The sequence below is a fragment of the Thalassospira sp. TSL5-1 genome (genome assembly GCF_001907695.1).
Taxonomy (GTDB): Bacteria; Pseudomonadota; Alphaproteobacteria; order Rhodospirillales; family Thalassospiraceae; genus Thalassospira.
On sequence record NZ_KV880637.1, the window covers coordinates 1978370 to 1997202 of the forward strand.

The 18833-nt window shown below is 53.1% G+C and carries 19 protein-coding genes; 7 read left to right on the forward strand and 12 right to left on the reverse strand.

The genetic code is table 11. The features are described 5' to 3' along the window. Window positions 1-73 precede the first annotated feature (73 nt). The 7 genes from pcaF to pcaD form a co-directional block, all read right to left on the reverse strand. Window positions 74-1279, reverse strand: coding sequence for a 3-oxoadipyl-CoA thiolase (gene pcaF, locus LF95_RS09335; RefSeq protein ID WP_073954679.1), 1206 nt, complete (start codon window positions 1277-1279; stop codon window positions 74-76). Between the two features lie 3 nt (window positions 1280-1282). Then, window positions 1283-2053, reverse strand: coding sequence for a CoA-transferase subunit beta (locus tag LF95_RS09340; protein ID WP_073954680.1), 771 nt, complete (start codon window positions 2051-2053; stop codon window positions 1283-1285). A gap of 2 nt (window positions 2054-2055) precedes the next feature. Beyond that, window positions 2056-2922, reverse strand: coding sequence for a CoA transferase subunit A (locus LF95_RS09345; protein ID WP_083607617.1), 867 nt, complete (start codon window positions 2920-2922; stop codon window positions 2056-2058). Between the two features lie 79 nt (window positions 2923-3001). After that, the gene (gene pcaG / locus LF95_RS09350) at window positions 3002-3589 is read right to left on the reverse strand and encodes a protocatechuate 3,4-dioxygenase subunit alpha (protein ID WP_073954681.1); all 588 of its coding nucleotides are present in this window, start codon (window positions 3587-3589) and stop codon (window positions 3002-3004) included. Between the two features lie 3 nt (window positions 3590-3592). Next, entirely contained in the window at window positions 3593-4294 is a 702-nt protein-coding gene (gene pcaH, locus LF95_RS09355; protein ID WP_073954682.1) for a protocatechuate 3,4-dioxygenase subunit beta, read from the reverse strand. Beyond that, on the reverse strand, window positions 4291-4698 hold the full coding sequence (gene pcaC / locus LF95_RS09360; RefSeq protein WP_073954683.1) for a 4-carboxymuconolactone decarboxylase: 408 nt from the start codon (window positions 4696-4698) through the stop codon (window positions 4291-4293). Before pcaC ends, pcaH begins: the two co-directional genes overlap by 4 nt. After that, window positions 4691-5491, reverse strand: a complete 801-nt coding sequence (gene pcaD, locus LF95_RS09365; protein ID WP_073954684.1) for a 3-oxoadipate enol-lactonase — start codon at window positions 5489-5491, stop codon at window positions 4691-4693. The genes pcaC and pcaD overlap by 8 nt, the downstream gene beginning before the upstream one ends. 129 nt (window positions 5492-5620) lie before the next feature. Here pcaD and pcaQ point away from each other — a divergent pair, with 129 nt between their 5' ends. The 5 genes from pcaQ to LF95_RS09390 all read left to right on the forward strand — a co-directional run bounded on the left by pcaQ (window position 5621) and on the right by LF95_RS09390 (window position 10724). After that, window positions 5621-6553 carry a pca operon transcription factor PcaQ gene (pcaQ, locus tag LF95_RS09370; RefSeq protein ID WP_073954685.1) on the forward strand — a complete coding sequence of 311 codons (933 nt, stop codon included), beginning with the start codon at window positions 5621-5623 and terminating at the stop codon, window positions 6551-6553. 198 nt (window positions 6554-6751) lie between these two features. Further along, window positions 6752-7789: a TRAP transporter substrate-binding protein gene (locus LF95_RS09375; protein WP_073954686.1), complete on the forward strand. Its 1038-nt coding sequence runs from the start codon at window positions 6752-6754 to the stop codon at window positions 7787-7789. A gap of 78 nt (window positions 7790-7867) precedes the next feature. Then, window positions 7868-8365 carry a TRAP transporter small permease gene (locus LF95_RS09380; RefSeq protein ID WP_073954687.1) on the forward strand — a complete coding sequence of 166 codons (498 nt, stop codon included), beginning with the start codon at window positions 7868-7870 and terminating at the stop codon, window positions 8363-8365. Then, window positions 8358-9749 (forward strand): TRAP transporter large permease, encoded by a 1392-nt coding sequence (locus tag LF95_RS09385; RefSeq protein ID WP_073954688.1) that lies wholly within the window; start codon window positions 8358-8360, stop codon window positions 9747-9749. The genes LF95_RS09380 and LF95_RS09385 overlap by 8 nt, the downstream gene beginning before the upstream one ends. Before the next feature lie 18 nt (window positions 9750-9767). Continuing rightward, on the forward strand, window positions 9768-10724 hold the full coding sequence (locus LF95_RS09390) for a helix-turn-helix domain-containing protein (protein WP_073954689.1): 957 nt from the start codon (window positions 9768-9770) through the stop codon (window positions 10722-10724). A gap of 22 nt (window positions 10725-10746) precedes the next feature. Here LF95_RS09390 and LF95_RS09395 read toward each other — a convergent pair whose 3' ends face one another. From LF95_RS09395 to LF95_RS09410, 4 genes are all read right to left on the reverse strand, one after another. Next, window positions 10747-11229 (reverse strand): GNAT family N-acetyltransferase, encoded by a 483-nt coding sequence (locus tag LF95_RS09395; protein ID WP_073954690.1) that lies wholly within the window; start codon window positions 11227-11229, stop codon window positions 10747-10749. Between the two features lie 83 nt (window positions 11230-11312). After that, complete coding sequence (locus LF95_RS09400) at window positions 11313-12116, reverse strand: ABC transporter permease (protein WP_073954691.1); 804 nt, start codon at window positions 12114-12116, stop codon at window positions 11313-11315. Continuing rightward, window positions 12106-12876, reverse strand: a complete 771-nt coding sequence (locus LF95_RS09405; RefSeq protein WP_073954692.1) for an ABC transporter ATP-binding protein — start codon at window positions 12874-12876, stop codon at window positions 12106-12108. Before LF95_RS09405 ends, LF95_RS09400 begins: the two co-directional genes overlap by 11 nt. 90 nt (window positions 12877-12966) lie before the next feature. Then, complete coding sequence (locus LF95_RS09410) at window positions 12967-14022, reverse strand: ABC transporter substrate-binding protein (RefSeq protein ID WP_215905661.1); 1056 nt, start codon at window positions 14020-14022, stop codon at window positions 12967-12969. Between the two features lie 328 nt (window positions 14023-14350). On the opposite strand from LF95_RS09410, the gene LF95_RS09415 reads away from it, so the two are divergent. Both LF95_RS09415 and LF95_RS09420 read left to right on the forward strand, forming a co-directional pair. Further along, complete coding sequence (locus tag LF95_RS09415; protein WP_073954693.1) at window positions 14351-15577, forward strand: TIGR03862 family flavoprotein; 1227 nt, start codon at window positions 14351-14353, stop codon at window positions 15575-15577. A 150-nt stretch (window positions 15578-15727) separates the two neighbouring features. Beyond that, window positions 15728-16819: a hypothetical protein gene (locus LF95_RS09420; RefSeq protein ID WP_073954694.1), complete on the forward strand. Its 1092-nt coding sequence runs from the start codon at window positions 15728-15730 to the stop codon at window positions 16817-16819. Between the two features lie 89 nt (window positions 16820-16908). Here LF95_RS09420 and LF95_RS09425 read toward each other — a convergent pair whose 3' ends face one another. After that, the gene (locus LF95_RS09425) at window positions 16909-18828 is read right to left on the reverse strand and encodes a PhoX family protein (protein WP_073954695.1); all 1920 of its coding nucleotides are present in this window, start codon (window positions 18826-18828) and stop codon (window positions 16909-16911) included. Between the last annotated feature and the right edge of the window lie 5 nt (window positions 18829-18833).

Here is an 18833-nt window from a genome sequence, read left to right on the forward strand (position 1 = left end):
CATAAAAAAGGATGGCGATCCGTTATGAATCGCCACCATAACACTGATCCTGGCTTTGCGGGCAATGGTCCCGTTATACCGCTTCAAGGGCAATGGCGATGCCTTGCCCCACACCAATGCACATGGTTGCCAGCGCATATTTGCCGCCAGCACGTTTTAACTGCCGTGCAGCGGTGCCGGTAATGCGTGCGCCTGACATTCCCAGCGGATGGCCCAGGGCAATAGCTCCGCCATTGGGGTTTACCCGCACATCATCATCGGCAATGCCAAGGTCGCGCAATGTCGCCAGGCCTTGCGATGCAAAGGCCTCGTTCAGTTCAATGACATCAAACTGGTCCAGCGACAGGTCAAACCGTGCCATCAGGTTGCGCGTTGCCGGTGCCGGGCCAAAACCCATAATACGTGGCGGAACGCCCGCCGTTGCACCGCCAACAATGCGGGCAATCGGCGTTAGGCCATATTTTTTAACCGCCGCTTCCGATGCAACAATCAGGGCAGCCGCGCCGTCATTCACACCCGAAGCATTGCCCGCCGTAACCGTTCCACCTTCCCGAAACGGGGTTGGCAATTTGCCAAGTTTTTCCACCGTTGTCCCGGGACGCGGATGTTCGTCCTGCGATACGACAATATCATCGCCTTTACGCTGCGGGATCGTTACGGGCACAATTTCTTCGGCCAAAGTGCCATTTTCCTGTGCGGCAATGGCCTTGTCCTGTGAACGCACGGCAAAGGCATCCTGATCGGTGCGGGAGATGTTGAAATCCTCGGCCACGTTCTCACCCGTTTCCGGCATGGAATCGACGCCATATTGCTGTTTCATCAGCGGATTTACAAACCGCCAGCCAATGGTTGTATCGTAAATTTCGGCATTGCGCGAAAAGGCCGAACTGGCCTTGGGCATGACAAAGGGCGCGCGCGACATGCTTTCAACACCTCCCGCGACCATTAAATCGGCCTCGCCCGCCTTAATCGCACGGGCCGCCATAATAATGGCATCCATGCCCGATCCACACAGGCGGTTGACCGTTGTGCCGGTTACATTTTCGGGCATACCGGCCAGCAACACTGCCATACGGGCGACATTGCGGTTATCCTCGCCCGCCTGGTTGGCACAGCCCATGATCACGTCGTCTATCGCGGCAAAATCAATATTCGGATTGCGCTCCATCAGAGCCCGCAGCGGAACCGCTGCCAGATCATCCGCCCGGACGGATGATAACACCCCGCCAAAACGGCCAATCGGGGTGCGGATATAATCGCAGATATAGGCGTCGGTCATTCTTTAATGGCCCTCGTGTGCGGCGTTGGTGCGGGCATGCAAATCACGCAGAACCTGCAATTCACGGTCCGATGGTACCGGGGTTTCGGCAATCTTATCGGCAAATTCAACCTCCCAACCGGTTGCGGCGACAATATCGTCGCGGCTGACACCGGGATGAATGGATGTCACGATGAAATGCTTGTCGGTCGGATGCGGTTCCATGATGCACAAATCGGTTATCAGGCGCGATGGCCCCTTGGTGGTGACACCATAGCTTGCCCGATCATCACCGCCCTTGCCATAGCCAAGCGAGGTAACAAAGTCGATTTTTTCTACAAAGCCGCGTTTGCTTTGCTTCATGACGAGAAAAATCTCGCCGCAACTGGTGGCAATTTCCGGTGCCCCGCCGCCGCCTGGCAGGCGTACTTTCGGGTTATCGTAATCGCCAATCACGGTGGTGTTGATATTGCCAAATTTATCAAGCTGGGCTGCGCCCAAGAAACCCACCGATATTTTACCCCCCTGCAACCAGTAACGGAACATTTCCGTGACCGGCACGGTATTCATGGCCGTTTCGCACAATTCCCCGTCACCAATCGACAAAGGCAGAACATCGGGCTTGGTGCCGATGGTGCCGCTTTCATAAATCAGGGTGATGTCTGGCGCGTGGGTCAGTCGCGCCAGGTTGCACGCCGCCGACGGCATCCCAATACCGACAAAACAGACATCCTCGTTTTTAAGGGCGCGCGCGGCGGTGACCGTCATCATTTCTGTCGAATTATAATCCGTCATGATCAGGCCTCCGCCTTGCTGTGTTGTGCCTTCAGGCGGGTTGCAAAATCTTCGGGGCCACCATTAAACACATGCTGGTCCAGCCAATCATTAAAACTGTCACGGTCTTTGGCGATATTGTCCCAGGCCTTGTAAAAGGCGTTATCACGTTTGTAATAGCCCTGCGCATAGGATGGATGTGCACCACCAGGGACATGCACCACCGCTGTTACCGCCCAGTTGGGCAACATCACCGCGTTAAAGGGTACATCATTGAAATCATCCACAATTTCTTCGACCGTGATGATGGACTTGCGGGCGGCCAAAACGGCTTCCTTTTGCACGCCAACAATGCCTTCAAACAGGATATCGCCCTTACGGTTCGCCTTTTGCGCATGCACCACCGCCACATCCGGGCGAATGGCCGGAACAGCTGCCAAACGTTCGCCAGTAAAGGGGCATTCAATGAATTTGATGTTGGGGTTCACACGCGGCAATTCCGCCCCGCGATAGCCCTTGAACACCGCGCAAGGCAGGCCCGCCGCCCCGGCATCATAGGCATTTGCCATGGCAGCATGGCTGTGTTCTTCGATCTCAAGGGCGCAGGGCCAACTATTTTCAATCGCATCTCGCAAACGATGTAGCGAGCCAACCCCCGGATTACCGCCCCATGAAAACATCAGCTTTTTGGCGCATCCGGCACCAATCAACTGGTCGTAAATCATATCCGGCGTCATACGGATCAGCGTTAGATCACGTTTTTTCTGGCGAATAATCTCGTGCCCGGCAGCATGCGGGATCAGGTGAGTAAAACCCTCCATCGCAACCGTATCCCCATCCTGAACACAGGTCGCAATGGCGTCTTTCAAAGACATAAATTGTGCAACCACAGAAACAATCTCCCGGGTCAAAAGAAATCCTTGAGGCAGCCATCATGCGATGCGTAACTGCCCCCAATCAAAAAAGGCGTTAAACGTCGAAAAACACGGTTTCGCGGTCGCCCTGCATATGAATGTCAAATCGGTATTCCGGCCCCGTTGCCGTATCTGTGCGTTTGGCAATCAGGGTATCGCGACGATCCGCCGGGACGGCCCGCAATACCGGGCACCTGGCATTTGCCGCCGCTTCATCGTCGAAATACAGCCGGGTAAAGGCATGCACCAGCATTCCGCGCATCAACACCGTGACATTGATGAAAGGTGCCGTCGCATCGGCAACACATCCGGGCTTGATGGTTTCAAAAACAAAGCAGTTTTGCGCATCCGTTCCGGTGCCACAACGTCCCAGGCCCCGGAAACCGGTATTTTCAATACTAACGGGGTCGGTGCGATAGACCCCTTCATCGTCCGCCTGCCAGATTTCGATCATGGCATCGGATACCGGCGCACCCTCGCCGTCCAGCACCTGGCCGATAATGCGAATATGTTCGCCTTTGGCATCGGGCCCAGCCACAATGTGGTTAGCAATGTCGCTAAAATCATAACCATATTGCCCCGGCGTCAGACCATAGGCGAAATATGGCCCAACCGTTTGCGACGGGGTTTCTCCATATGTCATGGCTTAATCCTCCATCGGGGTGGCAAGGCGTCCACGCAGGACAATGTCAAACTGATAGCCAAGGGCAAAGCCTTCCTCGGTTTTGTCGATCGAGAATTTTGAAATCAGCCGGTTACGCGCAGCTTCATCAGGTGTGGCCAGAAATATCGGGTCCAGCGCCAGCAACGGATCACCGGGGAAATACATTTGTGTCACCAGCCGGGTGGCAAAACCCGGCCCGAACAGGGACAAATGAATATGGTTAGGCCGCCAGGCATTGAAATGATTGCCCCAAGGATAAGCGCCCGGTTTAACGGTATAGAAAAGGTAATTACCGTTCTCGTCACTCATGCAGCGGCCGGAACCGCGAAAGTTCGGGTCCAGGGGGGCATCATGCTGGTCCACCTTATGGACGTAACGCCCCGCCGCATTCGCCTGCCATACCTCGATCAGGGTATGGGGAACGGGGCGGCCATCCCCGTCCATCACCTTGCCATGCACAACAATGCGTTCGCCAATCGGCTCACCATTCACGCGGCCATTGCGGGTTAAATCCCAGTCCAGGTCCCGAACGGCGGCACGGGCAAAAACCGGGCCGCTGGCTTCGGATATGCCCCCGGCAAGGGATACCAGTGGTTTGGTCGGCCCGCGCAGAATGGTGGATTTGTAATCGGGTGCGATATAGGGAGCGTGGCAACTCCAGTCACGCGGTTTAAACCCGCTCATGATTTTGTTTCTCCCTGATCCGGCGTTTGATTATCCAATTCGGCAAAAACCTGTTTGGCAATGCGAAAGGCGGTATTTCCTGCCGGGATACCCGCATATACCGCAACGTGCATCAGGGCTTCGCGAATGTCATCCCGGCTGGCACCGGTATTAACCGTGGCCCGCAAGTGCATTGCCAGTTCTTCTTCATGGCCAAGGGCGGCCATCAGTGACACGGTAATAATCGAGCGTTCACGCCGCGATAAGGCCGGATTGGTCCATAAGGTCCCCCAGACATTTTCAGTAATATAATGCTGAAAAAAATCATCAAACTCGGTGATGTTGGCCGACGCACGATCCACATGGCGATCCCCCAGAACCGACCGACGGGTTTTCATCCCGTTGTCAAACCGGTTTTCAGTCAAGGCCGTTCTCCCTGATAAAAGTGTCGATGATCCGGGCCAGCTGATCCGGGGTTTCGACCGGCGGAAGATGGCCAACACCCTCGATTACGGTGAAACCGGCATTGGGAATAAGCGCCGCCATTTTGCCAACCAGTTCGGGCGGGGTGGACAAATCAGCCGATCCCGCAACACACATGACCGGCAGGTCTAATTTTGCTGTATTTTCGGTCAAATCTGCATCGCGAATGGCTGCACAGGTACCGCCATATCCGGCAACCGGGCACCGCACCAGCATGGCATGATAAAGGGCCGTCATGGCCGTTTGTGTGGCGCGGTAATCATCGGACAGCCAGCGCGCAATCACCGCATCGCCAATGGCTTCCATACCGCCCTTTTCAATGGCATCAATACGGGCATTCCAGCCAGCCGCATCGCCAATTTTAGGCGCCGTATCACATAAAATCAGGCCCGATATACGGTCCGGTGCCATCGCGGCAATGTGCTGGGCAATCATCCCGCCAACCGAAAGACCACAAATAACCGCCTGATCAATATGCAAATGGTCCAGCAACGCCAAAAGGTCGCTTGTGTGCAAATCAATGCTGTAGGGGTGATCGCCAATGCCAGACAAACCATGACCACGTTTGTCATAGGTGATCAGGCGACAGGTCGACGACAACCGGGCTACCACATCATCCCATATGCGTAAGTCGGTTCCCAGAGAATTTGAAAAAACCAGAACAGGCCCATCCTGTTTGCCCTGATCGGCATAATGCAGATGTATTCCGTTCAAGTTGGCAACTTTTAGCGTCATATGTGTCCACCTTTAAGTGATGACAGCATCATGACCAAAGAGTTTTGGTTATGTAAAATGAGTATTTGCGCTTTTTTCATAACTATTTAATTATGTTTTAGTCATCAGCAGCCAAAAACGAGGCGCATCATGCTTGATCATCGCATTAAATTCCGTCACCTGACCTGTTTTCTGGAAGTTGCGCGCCAGCGAAGCGTGGTCAAAGCGGCCGATACATTGGCGATTACCCAGCCCGCCGTTTCCAAAACCCTGCGCGAACTGGAAGAACATCTTGATGCCCGCCTGTTTGACAGATCAAAGCGCGGCGTTGCCCTAACCGATTATGGCAAGGTCTTTTTGCGCTATGCCGGGGCCAGTGTTACCGCACTGCGCCAGGGTGTGGACAGCATAAGCCAGGTTCGTGCCCAGGGCGGGCTGACCATTACAATTGGTGTGCTGCCCACCGTTGCGGCAACCATCGTGCCTGCGGCCTTAAAACGGTTTAAGGCGCTGGGCAACAATACCACCATTCGCGTTATTACCGGCCTTAACACAATTTTGCTGGGGCAATTACGTGTTGGTGAACTGGACCTGGTCATTGGCCGCCTGGCCGAGCCTGATCAAATGTCGGGCCTGTCTTTCATTCATCTTTATTCAGAACAGATTTCGCTGGTCGTGCGCCCCGGGCACCCTTTGCTTGATGATAAAAGCCCGGATTTAACGAAAATTCGCGACTACACCGTTCTGATCCCCACCCCGACGGCCATCATTCGATCTGCTGTTGATCGCCTGCTAATCGCGCATGGCATCGGGGCACTGCCCGATCGCATTGAAACCGTCTCGACCACCTTTGGGCGTGCCTTTACCCGTGAAAGTGATGCAGTCTGGATTATTTCAAACGGGGTCATCGCAACTGATCTGGCCGAGGGTGTGCTCGTCAAGTTGCCCTTTGATACCAGCGATACATTCGGCCCGGTTGGATTGACCACCCGGGTTGATGCCCCGTCCTCGCCCCCCGTTGAAATGCTGATCAATGTCATCCGCGAGGAAACGGCCCGATATCTCGGCACCCGCACCAACTAATACATAAATGTATGGTTATGGATAACAGCCTCAATATCATTATACATAACCGTTATGATGAAACTACAGTTGATGAAACTTGGGGATAGAAGACCGTCACAAGGCGACAATCAATAAAAACGTTCGTCACTTTCCCCATGATCAAACATGTGCCCGAAGCCTGGAAAAACAGGCCTTGTGGAGATATCAGGAGGAAACATGAACTACATTACAAAACTGTTTGCGGGGGCAGCCATTGCCACCCTGGCCTCGTTCGGGGCACAGGCGCAGGAAGTTACACTGACCATTCATCATTTTCTGGGGCCGAAGGCACCAATCCAAAAAGATTTGCTGGAACCCTGGACCCAGAAAATTGAAAAAGAATCTAACGGGCGGATCAAATTCGAGATTTTCCCCTCCATGTCGATGGGCGGTAACCCGCCGGAACTTTATCGCCAGGTGCGTGACGGCCTTGCCGATATTGTCTGGACATTGCCGGGTTATACGCCAGGCGTATTCCCCCATACCGAAGTCTTCGAGTTACCGGGCGTGCATCTGGGCGATGCCAAAGCAACCAACCTTGCCATTTATGACATGATGGACGAATTGGCCCCGGACCTGAAAGACATTCATCCGCTGCTGGTGCATGTGCATACCGGACAGGCCATTCACACCACGCAAAAAGAAGTTCACACTGTTGCAGATGTAAAGGGCCTGAAACTGCGCACCCCCACCCGCACAGGAAGCTGGGTGATTGAAAGCTGGGGTGCTGAACCAGTAGGTATGCCGGTTCCTGCCCTAACCCAGGCCATGTCCCTGGGTGTGGTGGATGGCGGGCTTGTCCCGTTTGAGGTTGTCGGCCCGCTCAAACTGAATGAACTGGTGTCCTATTCCGTTGAAGGAGCTGGCAAAAACTCCCGTTTCGGCACCAGCGTTTTCCTGTTGGCGATGAACAAGGACCGCTATGAAAGCCTGCCCGATGATTTGAAAAAAATCCTCGATGACAATACCGGTCGCGACTTTTACGCCCACGCTGGTGAGGTCTGGAATAATGTCGAGGAAGCCGGAAAACAGCTGATCCGGGATGGCAAAGGCGAGATCATTGAACTGACCCCAGAACAGAAAAAAACCTTCGATGACGCATCGGCCGGTGTCATTGACCGTTGGGTTCAGGAAGCCAATGCCGCTGGCATTGATAATGCCGCAGCCCTGGTGGAAGAAGCCAAGGCCGCCGTCCTGAAACATACCGACGAATAAAAATAATCGGGACCATTCAGCCCCGCCATACAGATTATGGATGGTCCCGGTTTTCTTTCAGCAAGGTTAACCTGCCAAATGAAACGCCTGCTTTTTCACGCTGCATCAGGCCTGGCCGTATTGGGTGGTGTTCTGGCACTGCTGATTGCCGTTGTCACCATCGTCAATGTCGGCGGTTTTGCCATCGATAAAATTGCCCGCCTGTTTGGCGCAAATTTTCCGGCCATTCCCGGATATGAGGATTTTGTCAGTCTGGTTGTCAGTTCGGCGGCCCTGATGATGTTTCCCTACTGCCAGACACGGTACGGCCATGTCGCCGTTGATGTGTTCATGAAGCTGTTTCCCGACTGGTTTGGCCGGGTTGTCGATGTTGTCTCCGCCACCCTGACGAGCGCCCTTGCCCTGTTCCTGGGATACATGATGATCCGTGGCTTGCTTGAAGTTTATGACGACAATGCCATGTCGGCCATTCTGGGCTGGCAGCTTTGGCCGTTTTATGTGCCGGGCATTATTGCAATGTTCCTGTGGGCACTTGTGTGCATGACCCAGATTTTTGAAAGAAACGCCCATGTCTGAACGCGAATTGATTGGTATTGGCGGGCTGGGTGTTTTGTTTTTCCTGCTGGCCCTGCGTATTCCGGTTGGTCTGGCAATGGTTGGCGTCGGGATTGGCGGCAACTTTGTGCTGAGCATCTTTTTCCCGTTTTTGCGTTTTGAACCCTATTTACAACAGTTCAAATCCCTGCTGTGGGGCATTGTTTCCAATTACGAATTGTCGGTCGTGCCATTATTTGTGCTGATGGGCTACCTTGCCAGCCAGGCCAACCTGTCACGCGATTTATTTCAGGGGGTGAATGCCATTTTGGGCCGCTTTCGCGGGGGTGTTGCCATGGCAGCCATTGGCGCCTGTGCCGGATTTGGGGCGGTTTGCGGGTCATCCCTTGCCACCGCATCGACAATGGGGCGTGTTGCCCTGCCCGAATTGCGCCGCCTGAATTACGCGCCGCGCCTTGCCACCGGCACGCTGGCGGCGGGTGGCACGCTTGGCATTCTCATTCCGCCATCGGTAGCCCTGGTGATTTATGCGGTCACGGTCGAAGCCTCGATCATTCAGATGTTTCAGGCGGCCATTATTCCTGGTTTGATCGCGGTTGCCTTTTTTATGATGGTGATTGCCATTCAGGTGCGCCTGAAACCCGACCTGGCCCCCATTCCCGAACCGATGGCCCCGGCAGAGCGCAAACAGGCCCTGATGCGCCTGATCCCGGTAATGGCGATTTTTGGTGCCATTATCCTTGGTTTGGGTGCGGGCCTGTTTACACCAACCCCGGCGGCGGGCGTGGGTGTATTTGCCATTTTGGCCTATGGGCTGGTCATGCACTGGCGCGGCAAAGAGGGGCTTGATCTGCGCGGCATAAAACAGGCGCTGCGCGATACATCCGTAACCAGTTCGATGATATTTTTCATCCTGCTGGGCGCTGAAGTGCTCAAAGGCTTTTTCAGCCGCGCCGGTTTACCCGCCTTTATGGCAAATGCGGCGGCCAATAGCGGCCTTGACCCGTGGCTGATCATGGTTTTGATGTTGCTGGCCCTGGTTGTTCTGGGCTGCTTCATGGAAAGCCTATCCATGATTGTGGTGGTGATCCCGTTTTTCTGGCCGGCCCTGGTCAATATCAATGGCGGGGATTTTGCAACAGCGGCCACCGCCGCCTATGGCATGGGGGCAGAGGACCTTAAAATCTGGTTCGGGATTTTATCGCTGATTGTTGTTGAACTGGGGCTGATCACGCCCCCAGTCGGCCTCAATGTGTTTATCATCAATGCCCTTGCCGAGGGTGTGCCCATGAGCCAGACTTTCCGGGGTGTGATGCCCTTTTTTGCCGCCGAAATTGTGCGCATTACCCTGATCGTCTTTATCCCGGCCCTGACATTGCTGGTTCCCACCCTTTTAGGCGGATAAAGATACAAAGCAGATAAAATGATGATTGCAACACGCGAAACAATTCCGGTTTATCGGCTATATGGCGAAAACATCGCCATGAATGGCAATGCCGAACAGGAACCGGAATTTTTTCATCTGGAATCAATCCCGTCGCGCTCGCGCCTGCATGACATGTATATCCAGCCGCACCGTCACGCCAACCTGTTTCAATTGCTGTTCACAACAAACGGAGAAGCACGGATCGAATTTGATGACCGGCAATTCTCTGTTGGTCCCCAAAGCCTGTTGACCATTCCTCCTGGCACGGTACATGGATTTCGGTTTAGCCAGGATATTGACGGCTGGGTCATTTCATTGACCGATGACCATCTCCGCGAAATTTTGGCACTGGTGCCCCGGCTGAACAGTTGCCTTGATAAACCCCTTTATGTTCCGCCAGTACAACTGGCACTATATCAAACCGATCAGCCCTCCGGCCACTCCCTGCCGCTACCCGCGCATCAGGCGGCACATACCAAAACCGACTTTCTGATCCGCCAACTGGTGCAGGAATATTATGGGCATGCCATTGGCCGTTTGTTTGCGCTACGCAACATTATCGGTTTATTGCTGCTTGAGGCCGGACGACACGGCGAGTTACATCGCGATGGTCGGCTATCACGCCAGGAACAGAAAAACGCGAAATTCCGCAAGTTCCAAACCCTGATTGAAACCGACTATCGCCAGCATTTGCCCTTGGCACGATATGCCCGCGAAATTGGCGTTACCACCACGCAGCTCAACCGGATTTGCAAGGACATTGTCGAGCAAACAGCCATCGAGGTTTTGCATAATCGCCTTGTGCTCGAGGCAAAACGCATCCTGATCTATACCGACATCAACATTCAGCAAATCGCCGATGAGCTTGGCTATCAGGATGCCGGGTATTTTTCGCGCTTTTTCACGAAAAAGGCGGGGATGTCCCCCGCCCGGTATCGCGCCCTTTATCGCTGAGGGCTTTGGCAATGCAGGCGGCCTAAATCAGCGCCGGATGATCCAGCGACCGCCAAAGACGTAAAAGATCAATCGTCTCTCCCAACCGGTTCGTCCAGTGCGCCGGAAGAAATTCATCCTGACCAAAACCAAACTTGCGATAAAGCCGGAGTGCCGGTTCGTTTGTCGTCGCGACATGAAGCCAGAACCGCTTAAACCCCGGATTTCCGCGCAAGCTTTCAATCAGCGCCCCCATTGCCATCGCCCCAATCCCCATGCCCTTTACGAAAACGGCAAATTCCTCCAGCTTTGGTGTTTCGGTGGCAAAATGCGACAGATAGGCAAAGGCCAGCGGTTTACCCTCCGCGTAATAAACCCAAAGGGCGCGATCAGGACTTTCATTGGCCGTTTCCAAATCCTCGCGCGGGACAAGCGTCAGCACCCCAGCATGGGCTGGATCTGCAAGCGAAGCAAGAATCCTGTCAATATCATCCGATTTAGGGGCAATCCAGGCACCACCTGACATAACGTCTCCTTCATTAATTCACGCAAAACCGGCGACCGCATTTGGCCCGGCCCCGGCAGTAATCCTTTTAGTATTCAGTTAGGTTAACGCCAGGACAATAACCATTTGTCCAACCGCCCCAGGAACCACGAAACCGACAGCCCCAACAGCGAAAGGACAACCACCCCGGCAATCAGTTGATCGGTCTGATACAGATTTCCTGCCGACAGGATCAACGCGCCAATACCGTATTGCGCCCCGATCATTTCAGCCGCCACCAGCAAAATAATGGCGATAGAGGATGAAATACGAAAACCCGACAGGATGGTGGGCAAGGCACCGGGCAAGATGATTTTGCGCACAATTGACCAGGTGGACAGATCAAAACTTTGCCCCATCCGGATCAAATTGCGGGCAACATTATCCACCCCGCCAAAGGTATTGATGACGGTGGGGAAAAACACGCCAAAGCCAATGGTGGCAAATTTGGACGGCTCGCCAATACCAAACCAGATGATGAAAAGCGGCAAAAGCGCGATTTTGGGAATAGGAAACAAGGCGGACACCAAGGCCACGCCGGGCGAGCGCGCCCAGGAAAACATGCCGATTAAAAAGCCGACAACCAGCCCCGCGACCGTCCCCAACATCCAGCCAACCGCCAACCGCTGTGCCGATGCCGCCAGATGCACCCACAATTCGCCCGAAACAATCAATTGCCAAAGGGCCTTGCCCACCGCAACCGGGCTTGGCATGGCAAGTTCGCTGATAAACCCGGTTGACGAACCGATTTGCCAAAGAATGACCAATACAATAAAACTGCCCCAGGCAGCATACGGGTTGGCACGCGGGTTAAAGCCTATCGCCCGCAACCGGACAGGATTTTTTACAGCAGCGCGATCATCCGACATGTTCAAGTTCCTTGTCTGCGGCAATGGCTTCATCGCGAATCAATTCCCACAGGGCTGCTTCGTGCGCGGCAATTTCCGGGTCGCCTTCTTGGCGCTGGTCAATCGGCACATCAATGGTGTGAATTTCCTTGATCGTACCGGGGCGACGGCGCAGGGCCACCACCCGATGCGCCAGACGAACGGCCTCGTTCAAATTATGGGTCACATACACCGCCGTCATGCCGGTGCGGGCAAACAGGGCCGAAAATTCATCAAGCAGCAAAATGCGGGTTTGTGCATCCAGCGCGGACAATGGTTCATCCATCAGCAACACAGCCGGGCGCACCGCCAGCGCACGGGCAATACCGACACGCTGCTTCATGCCGCCCGAAAGCTGCTTGGGATAGGCATTGCGAAAATCCGACAGGCCGGTTTGCGCCAGCACTTCGTCAATACGTGCCGCCCGTTCGGATTTGCTTAATTTATGATCTTCCAGAACCAGGCTGATATTGCCCGCCACCGTGCGCCAGGGCAGCAAAGCAAAATCCTGAAACACATATGTTAACGGGTTAAGGCACCCTTCGGGAACGGCACCACTGGCACTGACCTGCCCTTCGCTGGGCTGTAACATTCCGCCTATAATGCTTAGCAGGGTTGATTTGCCACATCCTGACGGCCCGATCAGGGCAACAACCTCGCCCGGTTCGATGGTCAGATCAATATCACGCAGGGCCACCATCTGATCGTAATGATGGCTGACCCCGGAAATTTCCAGCCGCATAACCGGCCCTCTTGTCAATGAAATGAAAATGGAAAAACAAATGAACCGGCCCGCAGTCACAGGCCGGTTCCAAAGAATGGCTAACGGCTTTTATTTTGCGTCAAGCGGCGGGATAAAGCTGGTATCGATGAAGGTATCGGGGGCGGCATCCTTGGAAACATAGCCATGATCCTGATACCATTTGACCTGCTTTTTCACATCGGCCACATCGAGGCGGGCATCCTTGGTAATAAACATCGCACCATTGCGAATTTTCGGAAATGCCTTTTCTTCCGGGTCTTCGGCATAAACATATTTATGCACGATTTTAAGAATCTCGTCGGTGCTATCAGACTTAACCAGCTTGCCATTTGCGTCCTTTGCCAGCAGGGCCGCGCGATAATCGGCAACCCCTTTCTGATAGGCCTTAACAAAATGTTCGACCACATCACGGCGTTCTTCAACATTACGGGTCGATGTGAACAAGCCCCCAACCTGGTAAGGGTCGTAATCCTTGACCCAGCCAATGATGTGGGCGGCACCGGCATTGGCAAGCGGCTTGGCAATGTGGGGCACAATAATCATGCTGTCCACCTGCCCGGTTTTGAGCGCCCCAATCATGTTGGGCACCGCCTGCAGTGGTTTTAAATCCATGCTGGCAAGGTCAAAGCCTGCCTTTTCGGCGACATTACCAATCATGTAATGAAAACTTGAACCCACCTGGCTTAAGGCAAAACTATGCCCGCCCAGTTGCTCCACCTTGGTTAAACCGGCATCAAAGGCCTTGTTCGAAACCAGAATGGCCGAGCCATCATAGCCCGGTTCTTCATGCAGTTGCCCGCCAATAACCTTAAGTGCGCCTTTGGCTGCCAGGTTAAAAAAGCCACCGGTAAAGGCTGTCACACCAAAATCGGCATCGCCTGATGCAATGGCAACCGAAACCGGCTGTGCCGCGCGGAAAAAGGTCAGTTCCGCATCCAGGCCTTCATCGGCGAAATAGCCCTTTTCCTTGGCAATAAACAGCGGCGCACTCGACACAAAAGCCAGGGTTGCAATGTTGATTTTTTCGGCAGCACTGGCAACACCCGCCACCGCCGTTGACAGGGTGGCAACCGCCGCAATCGCCATTGCCCCACGGGCAACACGCCGGATCTGCGATGAGAACATCTTTTTCCTCCGCATAACGTCTTTTGATTTATGGGCCAGCATAACCGCCAATCCCCGCCGGAAGCGGCCCGGGCCAAATATCGCCCCATTAGAAAATTGCCCAAAGGCACTGGAATTTTGTTATACGACTTGGCGCGAAATTGCCAATGTTTGGCGCGCTGCTGCATAAATTTAACGTTTTCAACCCACCGATGCGCGATCATGTTGGCACCTTTACCCGTCACAATAGGGCAAAGTTTGCACGCCTGATTGCCAAAACCGGGCGAAACCGTCATAACCGGGGCGCATTATTGCACGTTCATCCGATCCACTGATAAAGGCACTGTTCATGCCCCGTCCCCCCGCCGCCCGCAACGCCCACGCACACGCACCGGCACGCAGCGCCATGATTATTGGTGCAGGCCCCGCCGGGCTGATGGCCGCGGAAAGACTGGCCGGGGCCGGATATGATGTGACAATTTACGAAGCGATGCCCAGTGCGGGGCGAAAGTTCCTGATGGCGGGGAAATCTGGCTTAAACATCACCCATAGCGAGGATCTGGAAACGTTCCTGTCACGCTATGGTGCATCACGCGCAAGGCTGGAACCGCATCTGCGTGCTTTCGGCCCCAACGAAATTCGCCAATGGTGCGCCGGATTGGGGGTTGAAACCTTTATCGGCTCATCAGGCCGGGTTTTCCCCACCGCGATGAAGGCAAGCCCGCTTTTGCGTGCCTGGCTCAGGCGGCTGGATGGCCTTGGTTGCACCATTCATTACCGCCATTACTGGACGGGATGGGATGAAACCGGCAACGCCATTTTTAGAACTCCAACCGGCACTGTTCAGGCCAAGGCCGATATCACCATACTCGCCCTTGGCGGCGGAAGCTGGAAACGCCTGGGGTCGGATGGCAAATGGATGCAAATCCTTCAGGCGGCCGGTATTAAATGCAACCCGTTCAAACCGGCCAATTGCGGCTTTGACATTCGCTGGACACAGCATCTGATTGATAAATGCGCGGGCCAGCCGGTCAAGGCTGTTACGCTTTCAGCAGGCAGCCAAACAATTCGCGGGGAATTTGTCATTTCCAAATCCGGGATCGAAGGCAGTGCCGTTTATGCCATTTCCGCAACGCTGCGCGATCAGTGGCTGGAAACTGGCAGTGCCATTCTGACGCTGGACCTGACGCCGGACCGTGACCTTGGCGACGTCGCCACCCGCCTTGCCAAACCGCGCGGTAAAAATTCGCTGGGTAATCATTTGCGCAAAACATTGGGCCTGGATGCCACCAAAACGGCATTGATATTTGAAGTTACCCCGCGCGAAACCTTAAATGACCCTGCCAAACTGGCCCAAAATATCAAGGCACTGCCCCTTCCCATCACCCGCCCCCGCCCGCTTGACGAAGCCATCAGCACCGCAGGCGGTGTAGCGTGGGAAGAACTGGACGACAATTTCCAGCTTATCAAACGCCCCGGCACCTATTGCCTTGGCGAAATGGTGGACTGGGAAGCACCGACGGGGGGATATTTGCTGAGTGGGTGCCTGTCTAAAAAAAATATAAATTTTAGATAGGCCTAACCTGCCAGACAACATTCAAAACCCACTCAAGCGTTCCGCCACAAAAACACACAAAAATAAGCATAAAAACTCGACAAGCACCCCACTCGATGAATTAATATCCTTAATCACATCAAAGATTTTCAACCTATAGGAAATCCCAAAATGCGCGTTGAGAGAAATTCATCCCCCAATGACATGTCCGAAACATTCAGTCAATTTGTCACCAAAAGACTCAAAGGAATATCTCTCGACGCAAATTTCAACGAAGAGGCCAAACATGGAAAATTCCCCGATTTCACCTGCTTTAACGGTTTAGCCTTACTTGAAGTAAAGCAACTAAAATCCGATCAGAACGAAAGACTAAACGAAACAATAGAAAATAACGAATCAATTGATAATAAAATTAATTTTTACGGGAAAAGATCTTTTGAAACATCCTTCAAAGACGGACCCGAAAAAGAAGAAATTCGCCGCCAACTTCACAACAAACTTTCCAGAACGATAGAAGATCATTTAAGGAAGGCAAAAGAACAACTCAAAAACTACTCGAAACGGAATCCGAGAAAAAACAGAGTAAACATCTGCATTTTCCTCAACAACTCAATTGGTGTATTTACTCCAGATCTATTCGCGTCCTGCATAGATAGGAAAATGAACCATAAATCCAAAGATTCCACTCGATACAACTCAATTGATTACGTAATATATATATCAGAAAAACACTACATCCACGAAGAGCAAAAATTTCGCCTTACAATTTGGAGCTACACCAATGTAGAGGCAACAAACAATCCGTGGAAAGATCAGGTAATAGAAAAAATAATTACAGAATGGACTCAGTTCCGCGGTGCGCCAATTTCGCTGCAAACCGAATCGTTACAATCGATAGAAAACAGCGAAGAAATCATCGATATCCCAAAAAAAATGACCCGCAGTGAACAATGGGCCATCGAATACCAGAGGTATCCTTATCTCTCAGAAGAGAGCATTGACAACATCCGAATTATTTTCCACAGAACATTACTATGCACATATATTTCAATAATCAAAGGAAAATGGAAAAAACCCACAAAAGAACAGCAAATCACATATTTGCGAAATTTTTCTCATGTAATAGAGGAAATAAACCGCAGAGGCTTAGACATGAATGACATGAACAAAAATTTGTTATCAGAGCAAGAGATCACTCGAATATCAAAGGGAATACCACAAGACCTAATAGACCTAATATTTAAAGAGAAGCCGAATTATTAGATATCAAAAGACGTATGATATTTTCATAATCCGACTTCACTTTTTTACGAATTCAAAATAAACATCAGAACTGAACGATCAAGCAGAAATCAACCTTCGACAGGAATCCCGTGGATGTAACCAACACCACCGGCAAAGCGGTCGCGGTAATTGGCGTCGATCAGCGGTTCAAGGTCGGCTTTTACCTTGTCGTGCAGGCCTTTTTCCCAGTCGCCCGGATGCTGGAAGTTGCTCATGATGTAGGCAAAGCCGTTCATGTCATCGACAGCATGCAGGCCAGTTGATTCGGCACCGGCCGGGCAGGACAGGATGCGGTCCAGTTTTTTGGTATCGACGTTATAGGCCCACAGGAAGTTATTGACGTGGTTGCCGCTGTCTTCACCGACAAACAGAGTACGCATTTTTTCGGAGAACTTGATGTTATCGGGGTTGGCAATCAGGTTGATGTCTGCGGTGTTGCCAATTTCATCCGGGGTTTCAAGGTCACGGCCAATCAGTTCCGGCACGGCGGCCATTGTAACGGGCACCCAGTCACTATCAATCGCATTGCCGTCGGTATCGGTCTGGCTGCCGGTCATCGGCCATGCGTAAACGGCACCGGCCTTGATCTGGTCAACCTTGATCGGGTTTTTACCGTCGCTCATGGATTTATAGATATAGGACATGGCGGAATAACCGATTTTGTCCTTGGCGTTGACCGTGGTGCCTTCCATTTTGGTGAAGGCCAGCGTACCGCCCACCAGCGGGGCATAACGGTGGGTTTCAAGATAAGCTGCAGCCTTTTCCATGCCCGGCTTAACGCGCACCCACTGTTCCTTACCGCTGAAACGAATGGCGGTAAAGCTGTCGTCTTTCGGGTCCTCATGGACAACATCAATAATGTCATCCGCCGTCAGTTTATCGGCCAGCGCCTTGATTTCGTCGCTGGTGGCATGGCCCAGCAGGACCCATTTCAGGTCAAACTTGCCGCCTTTGTCCAAATCAACGCCTTCGCGCTGCATGACTTTGGCAACATAAAGCTTGCCAGAGGACAAATCTGCCGGTTTGTCGGCGATGAACATGAACAGGCCACCATTGGTGGCGTCATCGCCCATCAGGGTGGTGCGCTGGTCTGGCATCACCTGTACCAGTTCGTGCGAAATACGGCCGAGGCAATAATGCTTTTTGATTTCGCCGGTGCCATCGGCATTTACGATCACTTCGGGCATATGTCCGTAGTGATAGGGATTGGCCTTTTTCGGATCGCCATACAGGGTTTTGCTGTAGGTCTGGAATTCTTCCGAGGTGGCTGCCTTAGTGGCATCGGGTTCGTATTCTTCCGATGACAGATGCGTATTCCAGGGCGACAGGCTGGCGGCACAGGTGATCCAGAGGCCATGTACCTTGCTGGTATCAACCGGATGATACTGAACCAGGCTAAGCTCGCCGCTTTCCGGGTTTTGGTCAAAGGTCAGAACCGCAATTGGCGATGGCAGCTTGCCATACATGTCCGTGCCATCATAGGCGCGCGAGGTATATTCAAACTGAACCACGGCAAACACCGTGTTGCCCTTAACACCCGGCACCTTGGCGCCGTCAATTTTGATCAGGCTGTAGCCATCCGGGCAATCGGAAAAGAACTGACGTTTGTCGGGCGAGGATTCATCAATGATCGGGTTGTTGTTGATGTCGCGATAGCCACCGGCAACAACCTTGCCGCCCTTGCCATCGGAAACTTCGTCCCCGGTAATGAAAAGCGGTTTGTAGCCCAGCTTGAACGCCTGTGAGGCACCGTTTTCATAGGTTGCGACAAGACCGGACTTTACCGTTGTCGTTGCCCGTTCGGCGTCGGTCATGGGGGCCCCCATCCCCACAAACTCGATCGATTTGACACGATTTTTGGCCGTTGCGGCAAAGGCCGGGGAACTGCCCAGCATGGACAGGGCCGATGTTTCAAGCAACGGGAGGAAGGGCGCGCCCGCAAGAATACCAAGCAGCGAACGGCGGGAAATGCCGGTTGGGCTGGTCATGTCGA

Bases quoted from the DNA above. Each gene is read 5' to 3' on its own strand.
- LF95_RS09375 (WP_073954686.1), top strand. From the start codon at position 6,752: ATGAACTACATTACAAAACTGTTTGCGGGGGCAGCCATTGCCACCCTG.
- pcaQ (WP_073954685.1), top strand. From the start codon at position 5,621: ATGCTTGATCATCGCATTAAATTCCGTCACCTGACCTGTTTTCTGGAA.
- pcaD (WP_073954684.1), bottom strand. From the start codon at position 5,491: ATGACGCTAAAAGTTGCCAACTTGAACGGAATACATCTGCATTATGCC.
- pcaH (WP_073954682.1), bottom strand. From the start codon at position 4,294: ATGAGCGGGTTTAAACCGCGTGACTGGAGTTGCCACGCTCCCTATATC.
- LF95_RS09390 (WP_073954689.1), top strand. From the start codon at position 9,768: ATGATGATTGCAACACGCGAAACAATTCCGGTTTATCGGCTATATGGC.
- LF95_RS09380 (WP_073954687.1), top strand. From the start codon at position 7,868: ATGAAACGCCTGCTTTTTCACGCTGCATCAGGCCTGGCCGTATTGGGT.
- LF95_RS09415 (WP_073954693.1), top strand. From the start codon at position 14,351: ATGCCCCGTCCCCCCGCCGCCCGCAACGCCCACGCACACGCACCGGCA.
- pcaG (WP_073954681.1), bottom strand. From the start codon at position 3,589: ATGACATATGGAGAAACCCCGTCGCAAACGGTTGGGCCATATTTCGCC.
- LF95_RS09395 (WP_073954690.1), bottom strand. From the start codon at position 11,229: ATGTCAGGTGGTGCCTGGATTGCCCCTAAATCGGATGATATTGACAGG.
- LF95_RS09400 (WP_073954691.1), bottom strand. From the start codon at position 12,116: ATGTCGGATGATCGCGCTGCTGTAAAAAATCCTGTCCGGTTGCGGGCG.
- LF95_RS09425 (WP_073954695.1), bottom strand. From the start codon at position 18,828: ATGACCAGCCCAACCGGCATTTCCCGCCGTTCGCTGCTTGGTATTCTT.
- LF95_RS09340 (WP_073954680.1), bottom strand. From the start codon at position 2,053: ATGACGGATTATAATTCGACAGAAATGATGACGGTCACCGCCGCGCGC.
- LF95_RS09405 (WP_073954692.1), bottom strand. From the start codon at position 12,876: ATGCGGCTGGAAATTTCCGGGGTCAGCCATCATTACGATCAGATGGTG.
- pcaF (WP_073954679.1), bottom strand. From the start codon at position 1,279: ATGACCGACGCCTATATCTGCGATTATATCCGCACCCCGATTGGCCGT.
- LF95_RS09385 (WP_073954688.1), top strand. From the start codon at position 8,358: ATGTCTGAACGCGAATTGATTGGTATTGGCGGGCTGGGTGTTTTGTTT.
- LF95_RS09420 (WP_073954694.1), top strand. From the start codon at position 15,728: ATGCGCGTTGAGAGAAATTCATCCCCCAATGACATGTCCGAAACATTC.
- LF95_RS09410 (WP_215905661.1), bottom strand. From the start codon at position 14,022: ATGTTCTCATCGCAGATCCGGCGTGTTGCCCGTGGGGCAATGGCGATT.